The sequence below is a fragment of the Ruegeria sp. YTSA105 genome (assembly GCF_059610225.1).
In genome coordinates, this window is sequence record NZ_JBXWNE010000002.1 from 35116 (window position 1) to 53074 (window position 17959).

Here is a 17959-nt window from a genome sequence, read left to right on the forward strand (position 1 = left end):
TTTTACCAACCCGGGACGCCGATGGAAAAATTCTGGTACATACCCCAAAGCGAAGTGATCAAGATCGAAATCATACCAACTATCTGGGTATAGATCCGGCAGCGCGTAAGAATCTTGGAAATATACTCCAGACTGGGTGTTTCCCGGCGCAGTTTCCGTGCGGCTGATACATTGATCAGCACGACAAGACAAATCGGAAACAGCAACAAAAACACGGCCTGCGCGAATTCGACACCGTAATAGAACCCCAAAGTGGCGAGGCCCGTGAACAGAAAACAACTAAACGCTAATATCGCGAGGCCGGATACATCCAATATATAGAGCAATCGGTTTCCGTTAATGCGGACGATATCCATCAAATCCTGTTCCGATTGCCCACCTACCCGTCTTGCGCGCACAACAAGGTCATACGGCACGCCCATGGCCCAGTGGCTGGCCGATGACCACAACACCGCAAGCCCGATCCAATACCAGAGATTCGAAAAGCTGCGCATGTCGATGAGTTCAAAAATCGAAGAGTATAAGTCCACGCGTCAGCCCTTAATTTCCGTCTTCAGGGACCTTCTTCGCAAAGACGCGTCCATCGTTACCCTTGAGACTACACGGAATTCATGCCACCCAATGCTGGAATTTACAAGGAGAGCGCGTCATGAAACCGACCATTGCCCCCTATCCTCTGGCCCGTTTTCGTCGAACACGCCAATCACAGGCGGTGCGGGCGCTGGTCCGCGAGAATACACTGACCACCGATGATCTGATCTGGCCGGTTTTCGTCCGAGACGGCGAAGGTATTGAAGAGCCTGTCCCCTCGATGCCTGGTGTCATGCGCCGCTCGGTCGATCTGATCGCACAGGCTGCGGTCGAAGCGCAGGCCCTGGGTATCCCGGCAATCTGCATCTTTCCCTACACCGACGCCTCCCTAAAGACCGAAGATTGCGCCGAAGCCTGGAACCCCGATAACCTGTCCAACCGAGCCATTCGCGCCATCAAGAAAGCCGCACCCAATATCGCGGTGATGACGGACGTGGCGCTGGACCCATACAATATCAACGGCCATGACGGATATGTGGTCGATGGTGAGATCATAAACGATCAAACGATCGAGGCGCTTGTAAAGATGACGCTGGCGCAAGCAGATGCGGGCGCCGACATCATCGGACCGTCAGATATGATGGATGGCCGGATCGGTGAAATGCGGCGCGCCCTGGAAGGCGCAGACCATCACAACGTGATGATCCTCAGCTATGCGGCCAAATATGCGAGTGCGTTCTACGGACCGTTCCGAGATGCAGTGGGCGCCTCGGGCGCGCTGACGGGGGACAAAAAGACCTATCAGATGGACCCCGGAAACTCGGACGAGGCGCTGCGCATGATCGAGCGTGACCTGACCGAAGGCGCAGACATGGTCATGATCAAACCCGGCATGCCCTATTTGGACATCTGCCGCCGGGTCAAGGACACGTTCGGTGCGCCAACCTATGCCTATCAAGTCTCGGGCGAATACGCGATGATACAAGCCGCGGCTCAGAACGGCTGGATCGACGGAGAGAAGGTCATGCTCGAAAGTCTGCTGGCGTTCAAACGCGCGGGATGCGACGGGATCCTGACCTATTTCGCGCCTCAGGCCGCCCGGATCCTGCAGGGCTAATCCCCCGCGTTTCCGCGATTTTTCGCCGACTATCTTTGGTCACCCGGCAGCTTTCCCGTGACACGAGGCGACAATCGGCGTATTCTTGCGGACAAGATCGGGAGCACCCGACAATCAGGCATTTATACAGAGATAAAAAACATGAGCAGTTCCAAACCTACTCGATTAAGCCGTCGTGGCTTTGCTTTTGGCATGGCCGGTCTGTCAGTGACCGCCGCCTGCGGCAATGGAGTCGGCAGTTCCAACGCAGCGACGATTGACGCCCGTGTGGATGCGACATTGAACCAGATGTACGCCACCTACCCCAACACGCTCGAAATCGCGAACAAGGCCAACGGCATGCTGGTCATGCCTCTGATAACCGATGCCGGACTAATCGTCTTTGGCGGTGCCTACGGCACAGGCGCGCTACGCATTCAGGGCGCGACAGTTGATTACTATTCCGCAATTTCGGGAACCGCCGGCCTGCAAATCGGTGCCCAACAATATGCGCATGTCCTGTTCTTCATGACACAGGACGCGTTGAACGATTTCCGCCGTTCCAGCGGATGGACCGCCGGGGCCGAAGTTGGCTACGTGGTCGATGCGACGGGCGATTCTCTGTCGACCGACACCACCACCCTGCGTTCGCCGGTTCTGGCGGCGGTCTTCGGACAGGCAGGGCTAAAGTTCGGCGCGACGGTCGAAGGCACGAAATACACCCGCATCATTCCCTGATACCGGACTACCCTCCCCCCTCAAGACACCCCGCTTTCGGCATCAGGCCCGAGGCGGGGTTTTTCATTCAAACCGCGGTAAACACGCATGTTCTCATGCGGTTCCTCTTTCGATCCGTCCAGCCATCCTCTAGTGTCTGCACAATCATAGAGTGAACGGAAATGTGACCGCTGATGGGAATTGTCTTTCGCTGGCTTGTGCGTATCGCCTCGGGTCTTGTTCTGCTGACATTGGCGGCTGTGATGCTGGTGTATTTTCTGGCCAGCCAGTCACTGCCGGATTACGATCAGACCGTTAAAGTTGATGGCCTGACTGCGCCGGTTGAGGTTGTCAGGGATACTGCGAATGTTCCCCATATTCTGGGCGCATCAGACCCGGATGTCTTCTTTGGGCTTGGCTATGCCCATGCACAGGATCGCCTCTGGCAGATGACTGTTCTGCGCCGGACAGCGCAGGGCCGATTGTCCGAAGTCTTTGGCGCTCGCACTGTTCATATCGACAAGCTGTTGCGGCGGTTTGATCTGTACGGGCTTGCACACCGGTCGGTACAAGCCCAGGACGACTATACCAAAGAGGCCCTGCGCGCTTATGCTGCCGGGGTGAATGCACGACTGGCCGAGATTAACGAAAACGCATTGGGCCGTGGTGCGCCAGAGATGTTTTTGTTCAATGCGCCTGTATCGCCCTGGCAACCGGGCGACAGCCTGGCCATCATCAAACTCATGAGCCTGCAACTTTCTGGCCATCTTGAGGATGAAGTGCTGCGCGCGCGCACATCGCTTATGCTGGATGACCAGACCCGACTGGCGGATATTCTGCCTGATGTTCCCGGGCCGGGAATCGCCGCTCTGCCCGAATACGCCGCCCTGTTTCCCAACCTGCCCAGATATGCGGCCGGATCGTCGATGCCGGACACGCCCATCTCGCCCTTTCCAGAGCGCGGATTGGCCGGAGCATCGAACGCATGGTCTGCCGCGCCCACAAGATCTGCCAGCGGAGGGACGCTTCTGGCCAATGACCCGCATTTGGGTTTCACAGCGCCGGGTATCTGGTATCTGGCCCGTCTGGAACTGGCCAAAGGCGGCGTGATCGGTGCCACGATCCCCGGCATCCCGGCGGTGATGACTGGACGCAGTGATCGGCTGGGCTGGGGTTTGACCTCATCCTATCTGGATGATCAGGACATCCATATCGAGCAGTTGAACCCAGAAAACCCCGAGGAATACCTGACCCCCGAAGGATACAAGACCTTTCGCAGCCGCCCTTCGATCATCGAGATCAAAGACGAGGCTCCGATCACACTGACCCTGCGTTGGACCGAGAACGGACCGGTTCTGCCGGGCACCCATTACGATCTTGGGACGATCACGCCGCCGGGTCATGTCGCCTCGCTGTCCTGGACAGCCCTGAGCGCACAGGACACATCCATGTCAGCCTCGATGGCGCTGATGAATGCGGACACTGTCCGACAAGCCATCACCGCAGCCGAGCTGTTCATGGCGCCATCTCAGAACCTGTCATTGGTCGACAAGGACACCATCGGCATGAAGCTGATCGGCGCAATGCCGCAACGTGCCGCAAAGAACCAAAGCCGGGGGCGTATTCCGACGCCTGGCTGGCTGGCCGAAAACCGGTGGCAAGGCCGCCTGCCCTATGCTGACAACCCCGAATTCGTCGCACCTGCGGGCGGCATTCTGGGCAACACAAACAACAAGATCATCGACCGGCCATTTCCCGAACATGTCTCGTATGAATGGGGGGATACGCAGCGCATCCATCGCTGGGAACGGCTGATGCAATCGCGCGAGGTACACACGCGCGACAGCTTTATCGAGGCACAGCTGGACACGGTCAGCTTTACCGCGCGCTCTCTGCTTCCGCTGATCGGGGCTGATCTGTGGTACACCGGCGCCTCTGCCCCCGAAGGTACCCAGGAACGCCAGCGCCAGATCGCGCTGAACCTTTTGGCCGAGTGGAATGGTGAGATGAATGAACACCTGCCAGAACCCCTGATCTATGCTGCTTGGGTTCGGGCGCTGCAAATCCGGTTGATCGCAGATGAGCTTGGCCCCCTGGCGGCTGAATACAAACATGTCGAACCACTGTTCATCGAACGTGTCTATCGCGACATCGACGGAGCTTCGGCCTGGTGTAATGTGCGTCAGAGCGCGCCGACAGAGACCTGCACCGATATGGCGCGCATGGCGCTGGACGATGCGCTGATCTGGATTTCCGAAAAATACGGAGGATCACTGGAATCTCTACGCTGGGGTGACGCGCACCAAGCGACACATGACCACCCGGTTCTGGGATCGGTTCCGGTGTTGCGATTCTTTGTGAATATCCGACAGTCCACCAGTGGTGGCGACAACACCCTGCTGCGCGGCAGAACATCGGGCGAAGGCCCCGATCCGTTTCAGAACGTGCACGGTGCAGGCTATCGCGGCGTATATGATTTTGCGGATCCCGACAGCTCGGTCTTTATCACGGCTACGGGCCAGTCAGGTCACTTCCTGTCGCGCTACTATGACGATCAGGCCCAGCTTTGGCGTCGGGGTGAATACATCCCGATGTCCCTGGACCTCGACCTGGCACATGCAGCCGCCGTCGGAGTGACCACCCTTATCCCCCGCTAAGTTCCGTGCTTCGGCAAGACCTCGCCCGTTTATTTTCCATCGCGTGGACGCAGAATGGCGTTTGGCATACGATCCATAGGCCTAGGATTTGTGTGCGGGGGACCAAATGGCCAGTATCCGGGATAAGCTGAACAATCTCGCGCGAGATTATGCGATCGCCTGGAGCTCGGGCGACCCCGAGGCTGTTGCCAGTTTCTATGCGCCCGACGGACAGATCACGATCAACCGTGGAGAACCGATCATTGGCCGCGCTGCGGTGGCGGAAATGGCGCGCGGGTTTTACACTGATTTCCCCGATCTTGAGGTCCGCTGCGACATGTTTCGCTGGGCGGGAAGCCACGCAATATTTGTCTGGACCCTTGAAGGGCACCATTCCAAAACCGGCAATCACGTCGTGACGCGGGGCTGGGAAGAATGGGAAATGACCGACACCAACCAGGTCCAGAACTCTTTGGGTTGGTTCGATGCCGAGGATTTTCAGCGCCAGATTGACGGCTGATCACGGACCACTTTGTTCGATGGGTATAGGAAAGTTCTTCCCCAGTCAGGGTTCAAAGCGCTGCGTATTGCGAAGCTTGTTTCTCTGTCCACAGCACGTCGATCACAAAGCCATCTTCGGTCTGCTTTTCGGACTGCACGACTTCCTGGCGGAACAACCACGCGCGCTTGTTGCCTTCGGCAAATCCCAGTTCCAGCGTTGCCTCAGAACGTACGCCCTGTAGCGTGACGGCAATTTCCGCCAAAAGCGGGGCGATCCCTTCGCCGGTGACGGCTGAAATCGCGAAAATCCCCTGATCCCGCTCTGCCCGCGCCATCGCTGCTTCGCGCTCATCCGGGGACAGCAGGTCGATCTTGTTCCAGACCTCAATCCGGGGCCGCGTATCGTCAATACCCAGTGAAGTCAGGATAGTTTCGACATCCTTCGCCTGCGCCTCAGATTCATCGTGGCTGATATCGCGTACGTGAACCACGATATCAGCGCCCAACACTTCCTCCAGCGTGGCCCGGAATGAGGCGACCAACTCGGTGGGCAGGTTCGAAATGAACCCCACCGTGTCCGACAGGATCACTTCGGGACCGTCAGGCAGTTCGACCCGGCGCATGGTGGGGTCCAAGGTGGCAAACAACATGTCCTTGGCCATGACATCGGCCCCGGTCAGGCGGTTGAACAGGGTTGATTTGCCCGCGTTGGTATAACCTACCAACGCCACAATCGGATATGGCACCTTGGCCCGCGCGGCGCGATGCAGCGTGCGGGTCTTGACCACCTTCTGCATCTGACGACGCAAGCGCACCAGTTGTTCATCAATGGCCCGGCGGTCCGCTTCGATCTGGGTCTCACCCGGGCCACCCACAAAGCCCAATCCGCCCCGCTGCCGTTCCAGGTGGGTCCAGGCACGCACCAGCCGGGTCCGCTGGTAACTCAGCGCGGCCATTTCCACCTGCAATACGCCCTCACGGGTGCGCGCACGGTCGCTGAAGATTTCGAGGATCAGCCCGGTCCGGTCGAGGATCTTGACCTTCCACGCCTTTTCAAGATTGCGTTGCTGAACGGGCGTAACCGATCCGTCGATCAAAACCAGCTCGACTTCGTTCTCGTGCAACCGTTCGGCCAGTTCCTCGATCTTGCCGCTACCGAACAGAAAACCGGCCTGCGCCCGAGGTAAGCGCACAACTTCGGATCCGATCACATCAAGGTCGGGCAATGCAGCGGCCAGGGCCACCGCTTCTGCCAGCGCCGGTCCTGGAACGCGGCGCTGTTCATCTGATTTGATTTCCGGATGCAGCACCCACGCTCGGGTGCGCACCCTTTCATGTTCCATCAAGAGGCGTCTTCGCCCTCATACAGGCTGATCGGCTGCGATGGCATGATGGTCGAAATCGCGTGTTTGTAGACCAGCTGCGACTGTCCGTCGCGGCGCAACAATACGCAGAAGTTGTCGAACCAGGTGATCACACCCTGCAATTTCACACCGTTGATCAGGAAAATTGTGACCGGGACTTTTGCTTTCCGTACATTATTCAGGAACGCGTCCTGCAGATTCTGTCTGTCCGAAGCCATATTCTTATAATCTCGCCATTGTTCTTGCTACGCGCTGCGGACCAACGCGCTCCCTCCGGCGGAGTATGGAGTGTCGTTAACCGATATTCCAGATGAAAAATCAGTCACTAGCATGGTTATTGTTTCTTAACCCCTCAATAGAGCGGGTGTGATCAAGGCAATAATCGCCAGCGTTTCCAATCTGCCGATCACCATAGCGGCACACATGGTCAGCTTGGCACCGCCCGAAAGGTCGATCAATCGGATAGGAACATCGGTTGCCAATTCGATCAACGGCCCTGTCGTGCTCAGCGCGGCAACGCTCAGCACCATAGCGTGTTCGAACCCCGTACCCATGGCAGCAAGCAACACATTGAACACAGCGGCTGTCAGGGCAAACATCATGAAAAATATCCAAGCGATAAAGGCCCCATCGCTTTGGATGCGACGGTTTCCGCCACCCACTCCGCTGACCGAAGACGGATAAATCAAACGGTCAATTTCGCGCGCGCCGTTAAGGTACAGAGCGAAAACCCGCAACAGCTTTACCCCGCCCGCCGTTGTTGCAACTCCACCGCCGATCAGCGCAAGCCCCATCAGGATCAATCCCGGGGTGCCCAGACCGGAAATTTGCTGGGCATCATCCCAGTTTGCACTTTCGAACCCCGCGGTTGTCAGAAATGACAAGACCGTAAAAATCATGCCCCAAATTACGCTCAACGCCTGAAGAGGTTCCATCTGGCCGCCAATTTCGCTGACGCCGGCAAGAACCCTGAAGAAAAGCAGCGCCGCTACGCCTGCAACGATCATGAGCCCGATCCGGAACTCGGGGTCCTTATCCAGCCGCGAATATCCTGAGGTAGCTGTGTCCGAGGAAAAGGTAAGCCGCGACAAAGCGAAGAACAGGAACAGAAACAGGATGGCCTCACCGGTTACGCCAGCCTGCGCTCCCTCAAGCCCACCAACCGGTGAGATACCCGATGTGGCCATGGTCGACATCGCATGACAGATGGCGGTCAGGCCCTGCTCTCCTGCGATCACGAGCAACAGCCAAATGACAGCGGTCAGCCCGACATAAACCGGCGTCAAAGTCAGCGTGACGCGGATAAGACGCCCGCGTGGGTCTACCATCTCGCTTTGCGCCACGCCTGAAACCGGGCGACCGGGTTGACCACGGGCTGTCACCTCGAACCCGCCCAGCGACAACGGCGCGAGGATCGCGGCCGCTGAAATCCACATCAAAAGCCCGCCCATCCATCCGACCTGAGCCCGCCAAAGGTGTAACGGCGCCGACAACCGGTCAGGATCAGGAAACAAATCAGCCCCGGTAGTGGTCAATGCGCTGACCATGTCGAAATAGGCATTCAGAAAGCTCGTATTACCCAACGCATCATGCAGAGGGATCGCAAGAAACAAGGGCAATACGGTGAAACAGCCTAACAAGACCGCCAACTGGCCCAATGTCCCTCGGCGCGGCATTCTGTTGGATGTTGCCAGCGAGATGATCCCGACCACGAACAACCCCAGCAACCCGGAATAGAAGAACGACCGGGACGTTTCGTGATCATCCAGCACCAGCGCAAATATGGCAGGCATCCACATAGCGGCGGCAAAAATACCCCAGAGCAGAAGAAACAGCGGCAATCGCCGAATGAGGCTAACCTGTTTTTTCCGTGCATGCGCCATCAGAAGAAATCGATCGAGACCTGCATCAGCCGTTCCACCTCGGGGACGTCTTTGGCCAAGGCAAAAATCGCCACCACATCCTTTTCTTCAATCCTGAGACTACCGGTGGGGCGCAACATCTCATCGCCTTTGCGTACGGCACCAACCAGCACACCTTCGGGGAAATCAATGTCGCGCAGCCTCTGCCCGGCCATAGGAGAGGTTGAAAGTACTTCGGCCTCGATCACTTCGGCCTCTGCATCTCCGATGGAATAAACCTGCCGCACGCGTCCGTGCCGAATATGGCGCAGAATCGAACTGACGGTGGTGGCGCGGGGGTTGATATAGGCGTCGATACCCAGCGGCCCCATCAGGGCAACCATGCTGGGATCATTGATCAGTGCAATCGCCAGAGCACAGCCTTCGGCCTTGGCACGCACGGCAACCAGCATATTTACACGGTCATCATCCGTGACGGCCAACATTGCATCCGCGCGTTCGATGCCAGCTTCGCGCAGCAGCGCCGCGTCCAGACCATCACCGTGAAGGACAATCGTTCGCTCAAGCGCTTCGGCTGCCACTTCCGCACAGTGGCGGTCTCGTTCTATTATCTTGGCACGCACGCGGCTTTCACGTTCTTCCAATGTCCGAGCAACTTCAAGACCAACATTGCCGCCGCCGACAATCACCACCCGGTCCTGCCGTTTTTGCGCCTTGCCGAAAACCTCCATCGTCCGGTCCACGTCTTTGACATTGCTAAAGACATAGCATTCGTCACCGACAAACAGCTGGTCCTCGGATTCCGGGGCAAACAGCGTACCCTCGCGCCGGACACCCACCACGATAGAGCTGAGCGTCGAAAACAGATCGGTCAGTTGCCGCAATGGCGTGTTCACGATCGGGCAATCCTCGGCGATGCGTATGCCAAGCAACTGCGCTTTGCCGTCCATGAACATCTCGGTGTCAAATGCGGATGGGGCAGACAACCGGCGCATCGCCGCGGCGGCAACCTCGCGCTCGGGGCTGATCACCACATCAATCGGCAGGTGATCGCGGCGATACAGATCCGAATGAATCGCCTCGAGATAGGATTTCGACCGAAGCCGGGCGATTTTGCGCTGAATGGAGAAAACCGAATGTGCCATCTGACAGGTGACCATGTTCACCTCGTCCGAATGGGTGGCAGCAATAATCATATCCGCATCGCGCGCGCCCGCTCGGTTCAGAACATCCGGATAGCTTGCAAATCCCGCAATCCCCTGAACATCCAAGGTTTCGGTCGCCCGTCGCACCAGATCAGGATTGTTGTCAACCACAGTAACGTCGTTCAACTCGCCCGAAAGATGCCGTGCAATCTGCCAGCCAACCTGACCCGCACCGCAAATGATGACCTTCATGCTATTGGCCCTTCTGCCTGAAATCTTTGAATGACAGATGCCCCCCAGACGGTCAATTAGTTTGTAACACAAGCAAAGCTGAGGCAAGGTAAGCGTATGAAAACAATAGCTCTCACGATTTCTTTGACTCTGTTGCTAACTGCGTGTGGGCCGCTTTCCCTGTATTATCAAGAGGGCGAGACAGTTTCGCAAATGCAGTCGGAAACGACCGGATGTCAGGTTCAGTCCCTCAAAGACGCCCCTGTTGCCAATCAGGTGCGACAAGGGGCACCAACCTATTGGCCAGGTCGCACCTACTGCGATGGTCGGGGAAGGTGTCATCGCACCGGAGGCTGGTGGCAGCCCGGTCAGATCTATACGGTCGATGTGAACAAAGGGCTGCGCAACAAGCTGGAAGCACAATGCATGGCGCAGAAAGGCTATCGCCCGGTCAGCCTTCCGCCTTGCAAGCAGGGCGTAAAGTCGCGTGTTGCTGCGGTCCCAACAACACAGCTGCCACCGCTCAGCACAGATTCATGTTTCGTCAAATTCGACAACGGAACGTTTCAGATCATTACCCCAGGTCAGGCAGGGTAAAGGCCGGCGGATCACTCCGCCGGTTCAGCCTCGTCCAGTTGCGCGACCCGCGCGCCCGATTTGTTCGAGGTCACAACGCCCAGAGATTTCAACTTACGATGAAGCGCGCTGCGTTCCATGCCGACAAAGCTGGCAGTGCGGCTGATATTGCCCCCGAACCGGTTGATCTGGGTCAGCAGATATTCACGCTCGAACGCCTCGCGAGCTTCGCGCAACGGCAAGGTCGCCAATGCCCCGGACAGAACGACGCGTCCCGATTCATCGGCTTTTTCTTCTTCGTTTGGCAGCTCACGCGCTTCGATCGGGCCCGTACCGTCACCCAGAATGAGCACCCGTTCGATCAGGTTCTTAAGCTGACGCACATTGCCCGGCCAGGTCATGGTCTGCAGCAACGCGACAGCTTCGTCTGAAATCTCGCGCACCGGCAGGCCTTGGGATTCATTGCACATTTCAATAAAAAACTCGGCAAGAACCGGAATATCCTCGCGCCGGTCTTCTAGCGAAGGCACCGAAATAGGCACAACATTCAGACGATGGTAAAGTTCTTCCCGAAAACGATCAGCGGCGATTTCTGCATCAAGGTCACGATTGGTCGAAGAGATCACCCGCAGGTCGACCCGAACCTTGTCGGTACCTCCAACCCGTTGAAACTGTTGATCAACCAGAACCCGCAGGATTTTTGACTGGGTTCCCATGGGCATATCTGCCACTTCATCAAAGTAGACGACGCCACCATGGGCCTCTTCCAACAGGCCTGCCTCAACCCCGCGTTCGGTAGTTTCACGGCCGAACAGAACCTCTTCAACGCGCTCCGGCTCGATCCCGGCACAGTTCACGGTCACGAAGGGCGCATTTGCCCGGTTCGATTCTGCATGGATATAGCGCGCGGCGATTTCCTTTCCTGAACCGGCAGGGCCTGTCAGCATCACACGCCCGTTGGACTTGGTAACCTTGTCCAGTTGGCTCTGCATTGCCCGGAACGAGGCCGATTTGCCGATCATATCCGAGCTTGTGACCTCTTTCCGCTTTAGCGAGGCGTTTTCGCGGCGCAGGCGCGAGGTTTCCATCGCGCGGCGGATCACAACCATCAGCTGGTCGATGTTAAAGGGCTTTTCAATAAAGTCATACGCCCCCTGCTTGATCGCAGCGACAGCGATTTCGATATTCCCGTGGCCCGAAATGATCACCACCGGAATGTCTGGGTTGTCGCGCTTTACAGTCTTCAGAATATCAATCCCGTCCATCCGGCTGTCTTTCAGCCAGATATCCAGGATCAAAAGCCCCGGGGGTTCGGAATTGATGGCTGCCATACACTCGTCCGAGTTGCCAGCCAGCCGGGTGGAATAGCCTTCGTCCTCGAGAATATCGGACACAAGCTCGCGAATATCACGCTCGTCATCTACAATCAGAATGTCGCTCATCTTTGGCCTGCTTTCAGTTTGTTTGTATCAATTGCCTGCTTTTTCGGCGCTGAATTTGAGGAAATATTGCTCACGGGCAAACGGATCACGGCCATTGCGCCAAAATGGTCCTGTCCGTCAAATACGGGGGCGTCCTCAAGTGTCAGCACCCCGCCATGTTCTTCGATAATCTTTTTGACGATCGGCAGCCCCAGCCCGGTGCCCTCGTCGCGTGTGGTCACGTAAGGCTCAAACAGCCGCGCACGATCTTCCGGCAAGCCGATACCGTTGTCGGCAATGGTAATTACCGTGCCCGCATCGTCACCGATCACAGTAACCTTGATCTGAGGCTTGAGGTTCTCAGGTGCCCCTTTTTGTTTCAGCGTTTCAATCGCTTCGCCTGCATTCTTGATCAGGTTGGTAAGCGCCTGATTCAGCATTGTTGCGTCTACATCACCTGAAATCGGCTGATCTGGAAGCATCGCTTCGATTTCGACATCCGGCTGACCGGCTTGCTGTAAAAGAACAGCCTCGCGCACCAACCCCACCAGATTCTCTTCGTGCCGATCCGGTTCCGGCATGCGCGCAAACTTTGAAAATTCATCCACGATCCGCCGCAGGTCATTCGTCTGGCGAACGATCACATCGGTCATGGATACAAGGATATCGCAATCATTCTCATCCAGTTTGGACGAAAACTTTCGTTTGATCCGCTCGGCGCTGAGCTGGATCGGGGTCAAGGGGTTCTTGATCTCATGCGCGATGCGGCGCGCCACATCACCCCAGGCTGCCATTCGCTGTGCACTGACCAGATCGGTCACGTCGTCAAAGGCAACCACATATCCTTCAAGCCCGCCATCTTCGCCGCGGCGGATCGCCATGCGGACCAACAGGTTTTCCAAATGGCCTTTTCGCGTGACCTTGATTTCACCCTGCACAGCCTCTTGCCCGCTGTCCTTGAGACTTTCGAACAAAGGCATGAATTCGGGCACCGCAATTCCAATGGCAAGATGTTCCTCTCCACGGGACCAATCCAACAGGCGTTCGGCGGATCGATTCACAAACGTCACACAACCATCGGGGTCGACACCAACAACACCAGATGTGACCGAGGTCAAAACCGAATCGAACAGCCGACGCCGGCGTTCGATCTGCCGTGTGTTCTCCAAAAGGGTATCGCGCTGCCCTTTCAACTGTCGGGTCATCTGATTGAAATAACGGCCCAGCATCGCAATTTCGTCATCGGTGGCTTCTTCGATAACCTGAACGCCCAGATCGCCTGCCCCGACACGCTGCGCAGCGGTGGTCAGGCGTCCAACCGGGCGCGAGAGACGCTCGGCGAACCACATTCCCAGCGACACTGCAGCCAGGATCAGGATCACGGCAAAACCCAGATAAAGCAGGCCGAATTCAAACAATACCCGTCCGCGTTCACTTTCAAGCTGTTGATAGAACTGAACTGTTTCCTTGGTATCGTCCAGCAGCGTCAGCAACTGCCCGTCCACTTCCCGGCTGACATAGAGATACCGATCAAGATAAGCCTTCAAAGGCACAAGCGCCCGAAATTCACTGTTTTGCCAATCGGCAATGATCAGCAATTCATTCTCAGTCGCTTGGGCCATCTGTTCGGAGGTCGGCTTTTCGAAGTTGAAAAGATAAGAGCGATCCCCCCGGGATCGGATTTCGCCATTTCCATCAATGACATAGGCCTCACGCAGACCGCGCTGGATTTGCGCCTGCCCTTGCGCCAGAACCTCTCGCAGTTCAGCATCGGAAATATAGAAATCGCGCGTCCGGGCATTGTCCAGAAAAAGCGCCAATACGACGGCGTCCTGGGTCAGGCCCTCTCGGTGTTCCTGTTCATAAGCTTCCGCAGCAGTAAGCGAGGATCCGACAACCTGCCTTACGCGGTCGGAAAACCAACCCTCAAGACCAATATTCACCGTCAGACCGGCAAAGATTGCAACCGTGACAGTCGGCACCAGAGCCAACAGCGTGAAAGCTCCGATCAGTCGCAGGTGCAAACGGGACCCCGCGGATTTGGCCCGGCGCGCTGCAATCAGGTTGCCTACCTGACCCAGAACCAGCGCCGCAACCACGAGAACATAGACCAGATCCGCAAGCAGGATCAGGCGCAATGAGGGCGCGGTTGCCCCCAGATCGAATGGACCAATGACCAGATAGGTAGTCAAAGCCAGCACCGGGCCCAGCAAAACCAGACCCAAAGTTCCAAAATTGCGCAGCCTTCGGGATTTTCGCCACCGATTGACTGATAAAATCAGCCCGCTCTGTGCTCGGGTTGCCACCGTCTGCCCTCATCCTGATGTGCCGCTTGCGCGACTTACCGCCATATGTCGTGGTCGTTGCCCGGTCGAAACCCGGATGCCACGCTTTGTGTGGCGATATTACATCAGTTTGCGCCGCCGTGTCACCTGAATATCGAGCTCTGTTATCTTTTTGCGCAGCGTATTCCGGTTAATCCCTAGAAGATCAGCACATTTTGCCTGATTTCCCCCGGTCGCATCCAGGGCCAGTTCAATCAAAGGCGCCTCAACCTCACGCAAAATACGCTGATACAGACCCGGAGGTGGCAACATATTTCCATGTAGATCGAAATAGCGGCGCAGGTGGCGTTCGACCGAAGCCGAGAGCTTTTCGCGTTCTCCATTGCCCAGCACTGGCTCGGCTTCGGGTTGGCTGCCCAGCACCGACTCGACCTCGGTTTTGGAGATTTCATCGGCGCGGCTGGTCAGGCTCAATCGACGGACCGCATTTTCAAGCTGCCGTACATTTCCGGGCCAGGAATAGCGCCGTACCAGCTCGACCGCATCCGGACTGAACCAGCGTTTCGCGCCATGTTCGCGTTCTTCACGCGCCAGGAAATGATCCGCAAGCAAGGTGATATCATCGACCCTTTCGCGAAGGGCCGGAACATGCACTGTCGCACCGCAAAGGCGATAATACAGGTCTTGCCGGACGCGCCCGTTCTCCATGGCTTCGGTCAGGTCCGATTGGCTCGTAGCCATGAACCGAGGAACATGATCGCCTGGAGTGTCCATCATCCGAACGAGACGCGCCTGCAATTCGTCATCAATATCCGCGATCTCGTCGATAAGCAGCGTACCGCCCCGCACCCGTGCCATGACGCGCGCCGGGCCTTCAAGATCCCGCAGGTCGGTGGCAGCGGCCGTTACAAATGGCAGCGTCCTGCGATCGGAAAAATCATGTATCGCTTTGGCGATCAACGACTTGCCCGTTCCACTCTCGCCCGAAATCATGACCGACAGATCGGTATTCATCACCCGCGCCACCAAGCGATACAGCGCCTGCATCACTGGTGTCCGCCCCACCAGAGGCAGCTCTTCCGGACGCTCTTGGGACGTGTTACCGGCATCTGACTGCGTGCGCTGTTTCTGTTCCAGCGCGCGCGCGGTACGCTTCATCAAATCCGGCAGGTCGAAGGGTTTCGGCAGATAGTCATAAGCTTCCGCCTCGGCTGCCTGGATGGCCGTCATGATCGTGTTTTGCGCCGAAATCACGATGACCGGTAATCCCGGTCGGTCCTGAGCGATTTTTGGCAACATCTCGAGCCCATTGCCATCCGGCATAACTACATCGGATATGACCACGTCACCTTTGCCCTCGGCCACCCAACGCATCAAAGTGGTCAACGACGAGGTTGCATGCACCTTACACCCAGCGCGTGTCAGGGCCTGTGTCAGAACGGTCCGAATTGTGCGGTCGTCATCTGCAACCAGTACTGTTCCATCCATCAGGTGCTTTCCTTATTCTTGCTCTTTCCGGCGATTTATTGACTATTTCGCGTCACGCGGCGCGCGCCTCAGAGAGATGCGAAATTCCGTTCGTCCCGGAACCGACTCGGCCGAAATCCAGCCGTCGTGGTCCGAAATGATCTTGCTGACCAGCGCCAGCCCCAGGCCGGTGCCGTTTTCCTTGCCCGACACAAACGGGTCGAATATCTCGCCCCGAATCTTCTCCGGCAGACCGGGGCCGTCATCGGTCACTTCGATTTGCAGTGGCAGAGAATGACCTGACCCGTCGCTGCGCCGCAGGCGGAAAGAATGTTCAAAATACGTTCTTAAACGTATGGTTCCCCCTTCAGGGTCAGCGGCTTCCGAGGCATTCTTTAACAAATTCAAGATGACCTGCAGAAACTGATCCGGGTCGCCATAAGCAAGTGGCAACGACGGGTCGTAATCCTCGATGATCGTCATATGGGCACCGAAACCCAACAGGGCCGACCGCCGTGCCCGATCCAGCACGTCATGTATGTTGACCGGTTTGAAATCGGGCTCAGAGAGATTTCCAAATTGTTCAACCTGCTCCAACAGTTTTACGATACGACGACTCTCTTCGACAATAAGATCTGTTAATTCAAGGTCTTGCTGCGAGATATTCATGCTGAGAAGCTGTGCAGCGCCGGTAATTCCTGCCAGAGGGTTCTTAATTTCATGCGCAAGCATCTCGGCCATGCCGATCGCCGATTGCGCAGCAGATTTCACCGTGTTTCCACGGGTCATACGCCCAGCAAGTTCACGCGGCGTGATGATCATGATCATTGACCCCGGATGTCCGACAAGCGGCGCGATCTGAAGCGCACATTGCAACGGCGCGCGGTTGCCTGACCCCACATCCACATCGTTCACAAATAGTGGCGTACCTTGCTGACGCGCTCTCAGAAACGCTTCTTCTAATGGAGCGTCCACGGCAATCTGATCCCAGACGGGATGCCCGATCACGGATTTGCGCGAGGCGTTCAGGAACCCTTCACCGGCGGAGTTTATGTCTGCGATCCGGTCACCTGCATCTATGACAAAGGCAGGAACCGGTAGCGAGGTCCAGATGCTGTGATCCGAGGTCATGCCGCCACCTCTGCATCACTGCCAAGTGCAGCACTCAACAGGTGCATCACCTCGTCCGTGTTGCGCGAAGTCAGCACCGCCCGGCGCAACGGGGCCGGTGTTCCAGCCTCATCCATATACCAGCCGAGATGCTTGCGAGCGACGCGCAGGCCCAGATCCAAACCATAAAACCCCAGCATGGCCTGATAATGGGCACGAACCATGTCGATCAGATCACTACCAGCGGGAATGAATGGCGCCTCTGCCCCGTATAGCTCATGCCCCATCTGCGCCAGTAGCCACGGTTTACCCTGCGCCCCACGCCCAACCATGACCCCATCGGCGGCGGACTGATCCAGCGCTATGCGTGCAGCGCCAGAATCAACAATGTCACCATTCGCAATCACCGGAATCGAGACCGCTTCTTTGACCGCCCGGATTGCGCTCCAATCGGCATGCCCTTTGTAGAACTGGCAACGTGTGCGGCCATGGATCGTGACCATTCGTATCCCAGCATCCTGCGCCCGCCTTGCCACATCGGGCGCGTTCAGCAATTTGTCATCCCATCCCAACCGGGTTTTCAGCGTCACGGGCACGTCCACGGCGCTGACAACGGCGTCGATCAATGTCAGCGCGTGGTCAGGTGTCTTCAGTAGGGCCGAGCCCGAATATCCATTTGTCACCTTCTTGGCCGGGCAGCCCATATTGATATCAATCACGCGCGCACCCCGATCAGCGACCTGGCGGGCCGCCTCGGCCATCCAATACGCCTCGCGTCCGGCAAGCTGGACAGCAGTGTTTTCCACATCCGCAGACAGCTCGGCCCGTTCGCGCACACCGGGTTTGGCCTGCACCATTTCCTGGCTGGCCACCATCTCACTGACGACCATCCCGGCCCCAAAGCGCATCACCAGATCGCGAAACGGACGATCAGTGATTCCGGCCATGGGCGCCAGTAGTACGGGCGGGTTCAAATCTTTGTCGGCAAGTCGCAGAGTCAACGTGCTTAATCCTTGA

At 57.1% G+C, this 17959-nt stretch carries 15 protein-coding genes; 5 read left to right on the forward strand and 10 right to left on the reverse strand.

The window, feature by feature from the left end:
- Positions 1-2: 2 nt before the first annotated feature.
- Entirely contained in the window at positions 3-530 is a 528-nt protein-coding gene (locus tag AC2FH2_RS02800; protein ID WP_142633539.1) for a component of SufBCD complex, read from the reverse strand.
- Between the two features lie 119 nt (positions 531-649).
- On the opposite strand from AC2FH2_RS02800, the gene hemB reads away from it, so the two are divergent.
- From hemB to AC2FH2_RS02820, 4 genes are all read left to right on the forward strand, one after another.
- Positions 650-1648 (forward strand): porphobilinogen synthase, encoded by a 999-nt coding sequence (gene hemB / locus AC2FH2_RS02805; RefSeq protein ID WP_281972015.1) that lies wholly within the window; start codon positions 650-652, stop codon positions 1646-1648.
- 141 nt (positions 1649-1789) lie between these two features.
- Entirely contained in the window at positions 1790-2365 is a 576-nt protein-coding gene (locus tag AC2FH2_RS02810; protein ID WP_142633534.1) for a lipid-binding SYLF domain-containing protein, read from the forward strand.
- Between the two features lie 173 nt (positions 2366-2538).
- Positions 2539-5001: a penicillin acylase family protein gene (locus AC2FH2_RS02815; RefSeq protein ID WP_496822791.1), complete on the forward strand. Its 2463-nt coding sequence runs from the start codon at positions 2539-2541 to the stop codon at positions 4999-5001.
- Positions 5002-5107: 106 nt separating this feature from the next.
- Complete coding sequence (locus tag AC2FH2_RS02820) at positions 5108-5500, forward strand: SgcJ/EcaC family oxidoreductase (RefSeq protein ID WP_496691158.1); 393 nt, start codon at positions 5108-5110, stop codon at positions 5498-5500.
- Between the two features lie 52 nt (positions 5501-5552).
- On the opposite strand, the gene hflX is transcribed toward AC2FH2_RS02820, so the two are convergent.
- The 4 genes from hflX to trkA all read right to left on the reverse strand — a co-directional run bounded on the left by hflX (position 5553) and on the right by trkA (position 10104).
- The gene (hflX, locus tag AC2FH2_RS02825; RefSeq protein ID WP_496822793.1) at positions 5553-6824 is read right to left on the reverse strand and encodes a GTPase HflX; all 1272 of its coding nucleotides are present in this window, start codon (positions 6822-6824) and stop codon (positions 5553-5555) included.
- On the reverse strand, positions 6824-7063 hold the full coding sequence (gene hfq, locus AC2FH2_RS02830) for an RNA chaperone Hfq (RefSeq protein ID WP_010440340.1): 240 nt from the start codon (positions 7061-7063) through the stop codon (positions 6824-6826). The genes hflX and hfq overlap by 1 nt, the downstream gene beginning before the upstream one ends.
- A 126-nt stretch (positions 7064-7189) precedes the next feature.
- Positions 7190-8728, reverse strand: a complete 1539-nt coding sequence (locus AC2FH2_RS02835) for a TrkH family potassium uptake protein (protein ID WP_142633526.1) — start codon at positions 8726-8728, stop codon at positions 7190-7192.
- Complete coding sequence (trkA, locus tag AC2FH2_RS02840; RefSeq protein ID WP_142633524.1) at positions 8728-10104, reverse strand: Trk system potassium transporter TrkA; 1377 nt, start codon at positions 10102-10104, stop codon at positions 8728-8730. Before trkA ends, AC2FH2_RS02835 begins: the two co-directional genes overlap by 1 nt.
- 192 nt (positions 10105-10296) lie before the next feature.
- On the opposite strand from trkA, the gene AC2FH2_RS02845 reads away from it, so the two are divergent.
- On the forward strand, positions 10297-10680 hold the full coding sequence (locus tag AC2FH2_RS02845) for a hypothetical protein (RefSeq protein ID WP_282027378.1): 384 nt from the start codon (positions 10297-10299) through the stop codon (positions 10678-10680).
- Positions 10681-10691: 11 nt separating this feature from the next.
- Here the strand turns inward: AC2FH2_RS02845 and ntrX are convergent, their stop codons facing one another.
- The 5 genes from ntrX to dusB all read right to left on the reverse strand — a co-directional run bounded on the left by ntrX (position 10692) and on the right by dusB (position 17943).
- Entirely contained in the window at positions 10692-12101 is a 1410-nt protein-coding gene (ntrX, locus tag AC2FH2_RS02850; RefSeq protein ID WP_142633520.1) for a nitrogen assimilation response regulator NtrX, read from the reverse strand.
- Positions 12098-14386 carry a sensor histidine kinase NtrY-like gene (locus AC2FH2_RS02855; RefSeq protein ID WP_496822795.1) on the reverse strand — a complete coding sequence of 763 codons (2289 nt, stop codon included), beginning with the start codon at positions 14384-14386 and terminating at the stop codon, positions 12098-12100. Before AC2FH2_RS02855 ends, ntrX begins: the two co-directional genes overlap by 4 nt.
- A gap of 99 nt (positions 14387-14485) precedes the next feature.
- Positions 14486-15853 carry a response regulator gene (locus AC2FH2_RS02860; protein ID WP_496822797.1) on the reverse strand — a complete coding sequence of 456 codons (1368 nt, stop codon included), beginning with the start codon at positions 15851-15853 and terminating at the stop codon, positions 14486-14488.
- A gap of 42 nt (positions 15854-15895) precedes the next feature.
- A complete protein-coding gene (locus tag AC2FH2_RS02865) occupies positions 15896-16963 on the reverse strand; it encodes a two-component system sensor histidine kinase NtrB (RefSeq protein ID WP_142633514.1) in 1068 nt (355 codons plus the stop codon).
- Positions 16960-17943, reverse strand: coding sequence for a tRNA dihydrouridine synthase DusB (dusB, locus tag AC2FH2_RS02870; RefSeq protein WP_425596233.1), 984 nt, complete (start codon positions 17941-17943; stop codon positions 16960-16962). The genes AC2FH2_RS02865 and dusB overlap by 4 nt, the downstream gene beginning before the upstream one ends.
- Between the last annotated feature and the right edge of the window lie 16 nt (positions 17944-17959).

Excerpts from the sequence above, each read along its gene's own strand:
- AC2FH2_RS02860 (WP_496822797.1), bottom strand. The coding sequence starts at position 15,853 with ATGGATGGAACAGTACTGGTTGCAGATGACGACCGCACAATTCGGACC.
- AC2FH2_RS02835 (WP_142633526.1), bottom strand. The coding sequence starts at position 8,728 with ATGGCGCATGCACGGAAAAAACAGGTTAGCCTCATTCGGCGATTGCCG.
- AC2FH2_RS02845 (WP_282027378.1), top strand. The coding sequence starts at position 10,297 with ATGCAGTCGGAAACGACCGGATGTCAGGTTCAGTCCCTCAAAGACGCC.
- AC2FH2_RS02815 (WP_496822791.1), top strand. The coding sequence starts at position 2,539 with ATGGGAATTGTCTTTCGCTGGCTTGTGCGTATCGCCTCGGGTCTTGTT.
- ntrX (WP_142633520.1), bottom strand. The coding sequence starts at position 12,101 with ATGAGCGACATTCTGATTGTAGATGACGAGCGTGATATTCGCGAGCTT.
- hfq (WP_010440340.1), bottom strand. The coding sequence starts at position 7,063 with ATGGCTTCGGACAGACAGAATCTGCAGGACGCGTTCCTGAATAATGTA.
- AC2FH2_RS02810 (WP_142633534.1), top strand. The coding sequence starts at position 1,790 with ATGAGCAGTTCCAAACCTACTCGATTAAGCCGTCGTGGCTTTGCTTTT.
- AC2FH2_RS02865 (WP_142633514.1), bottom strand. The coding sequence starts at position 16,963 with ATGACCTCGGATCACAGCATCTGGACCTCGCTACCGGTTCCTGCCTTT.
- hemB (WP_281972015.1), top strand. The coding sequence starts at position 650 with ATGAAACCGACCATTGCCCCCTATCCTCTGGCCCGTTTTCGTCGAACA.
- AC2FH2_RS02820 (WP_496691158.1), top strand. The coding sequence starts at position 5,108 with ATGGCCAGTATCCGGGATAAGCTGAACAATCTCGCGCGAGATTATGCG.
- trkA (WP_142633524.1), bottom strand. The coding sequence starts at position 10,104 with ATGAAGGTCATCATTTGCGGTGCGGGTCAGGTTGGCTGGCAGATTGCA.
- hflX (WP_496822793.1), bottom strand. The coding sequence starts at position 6,824 with ATGGAACATGAAAGGGTGCGCACCCGAGCGTGGGTGCTGCATCCGGAA.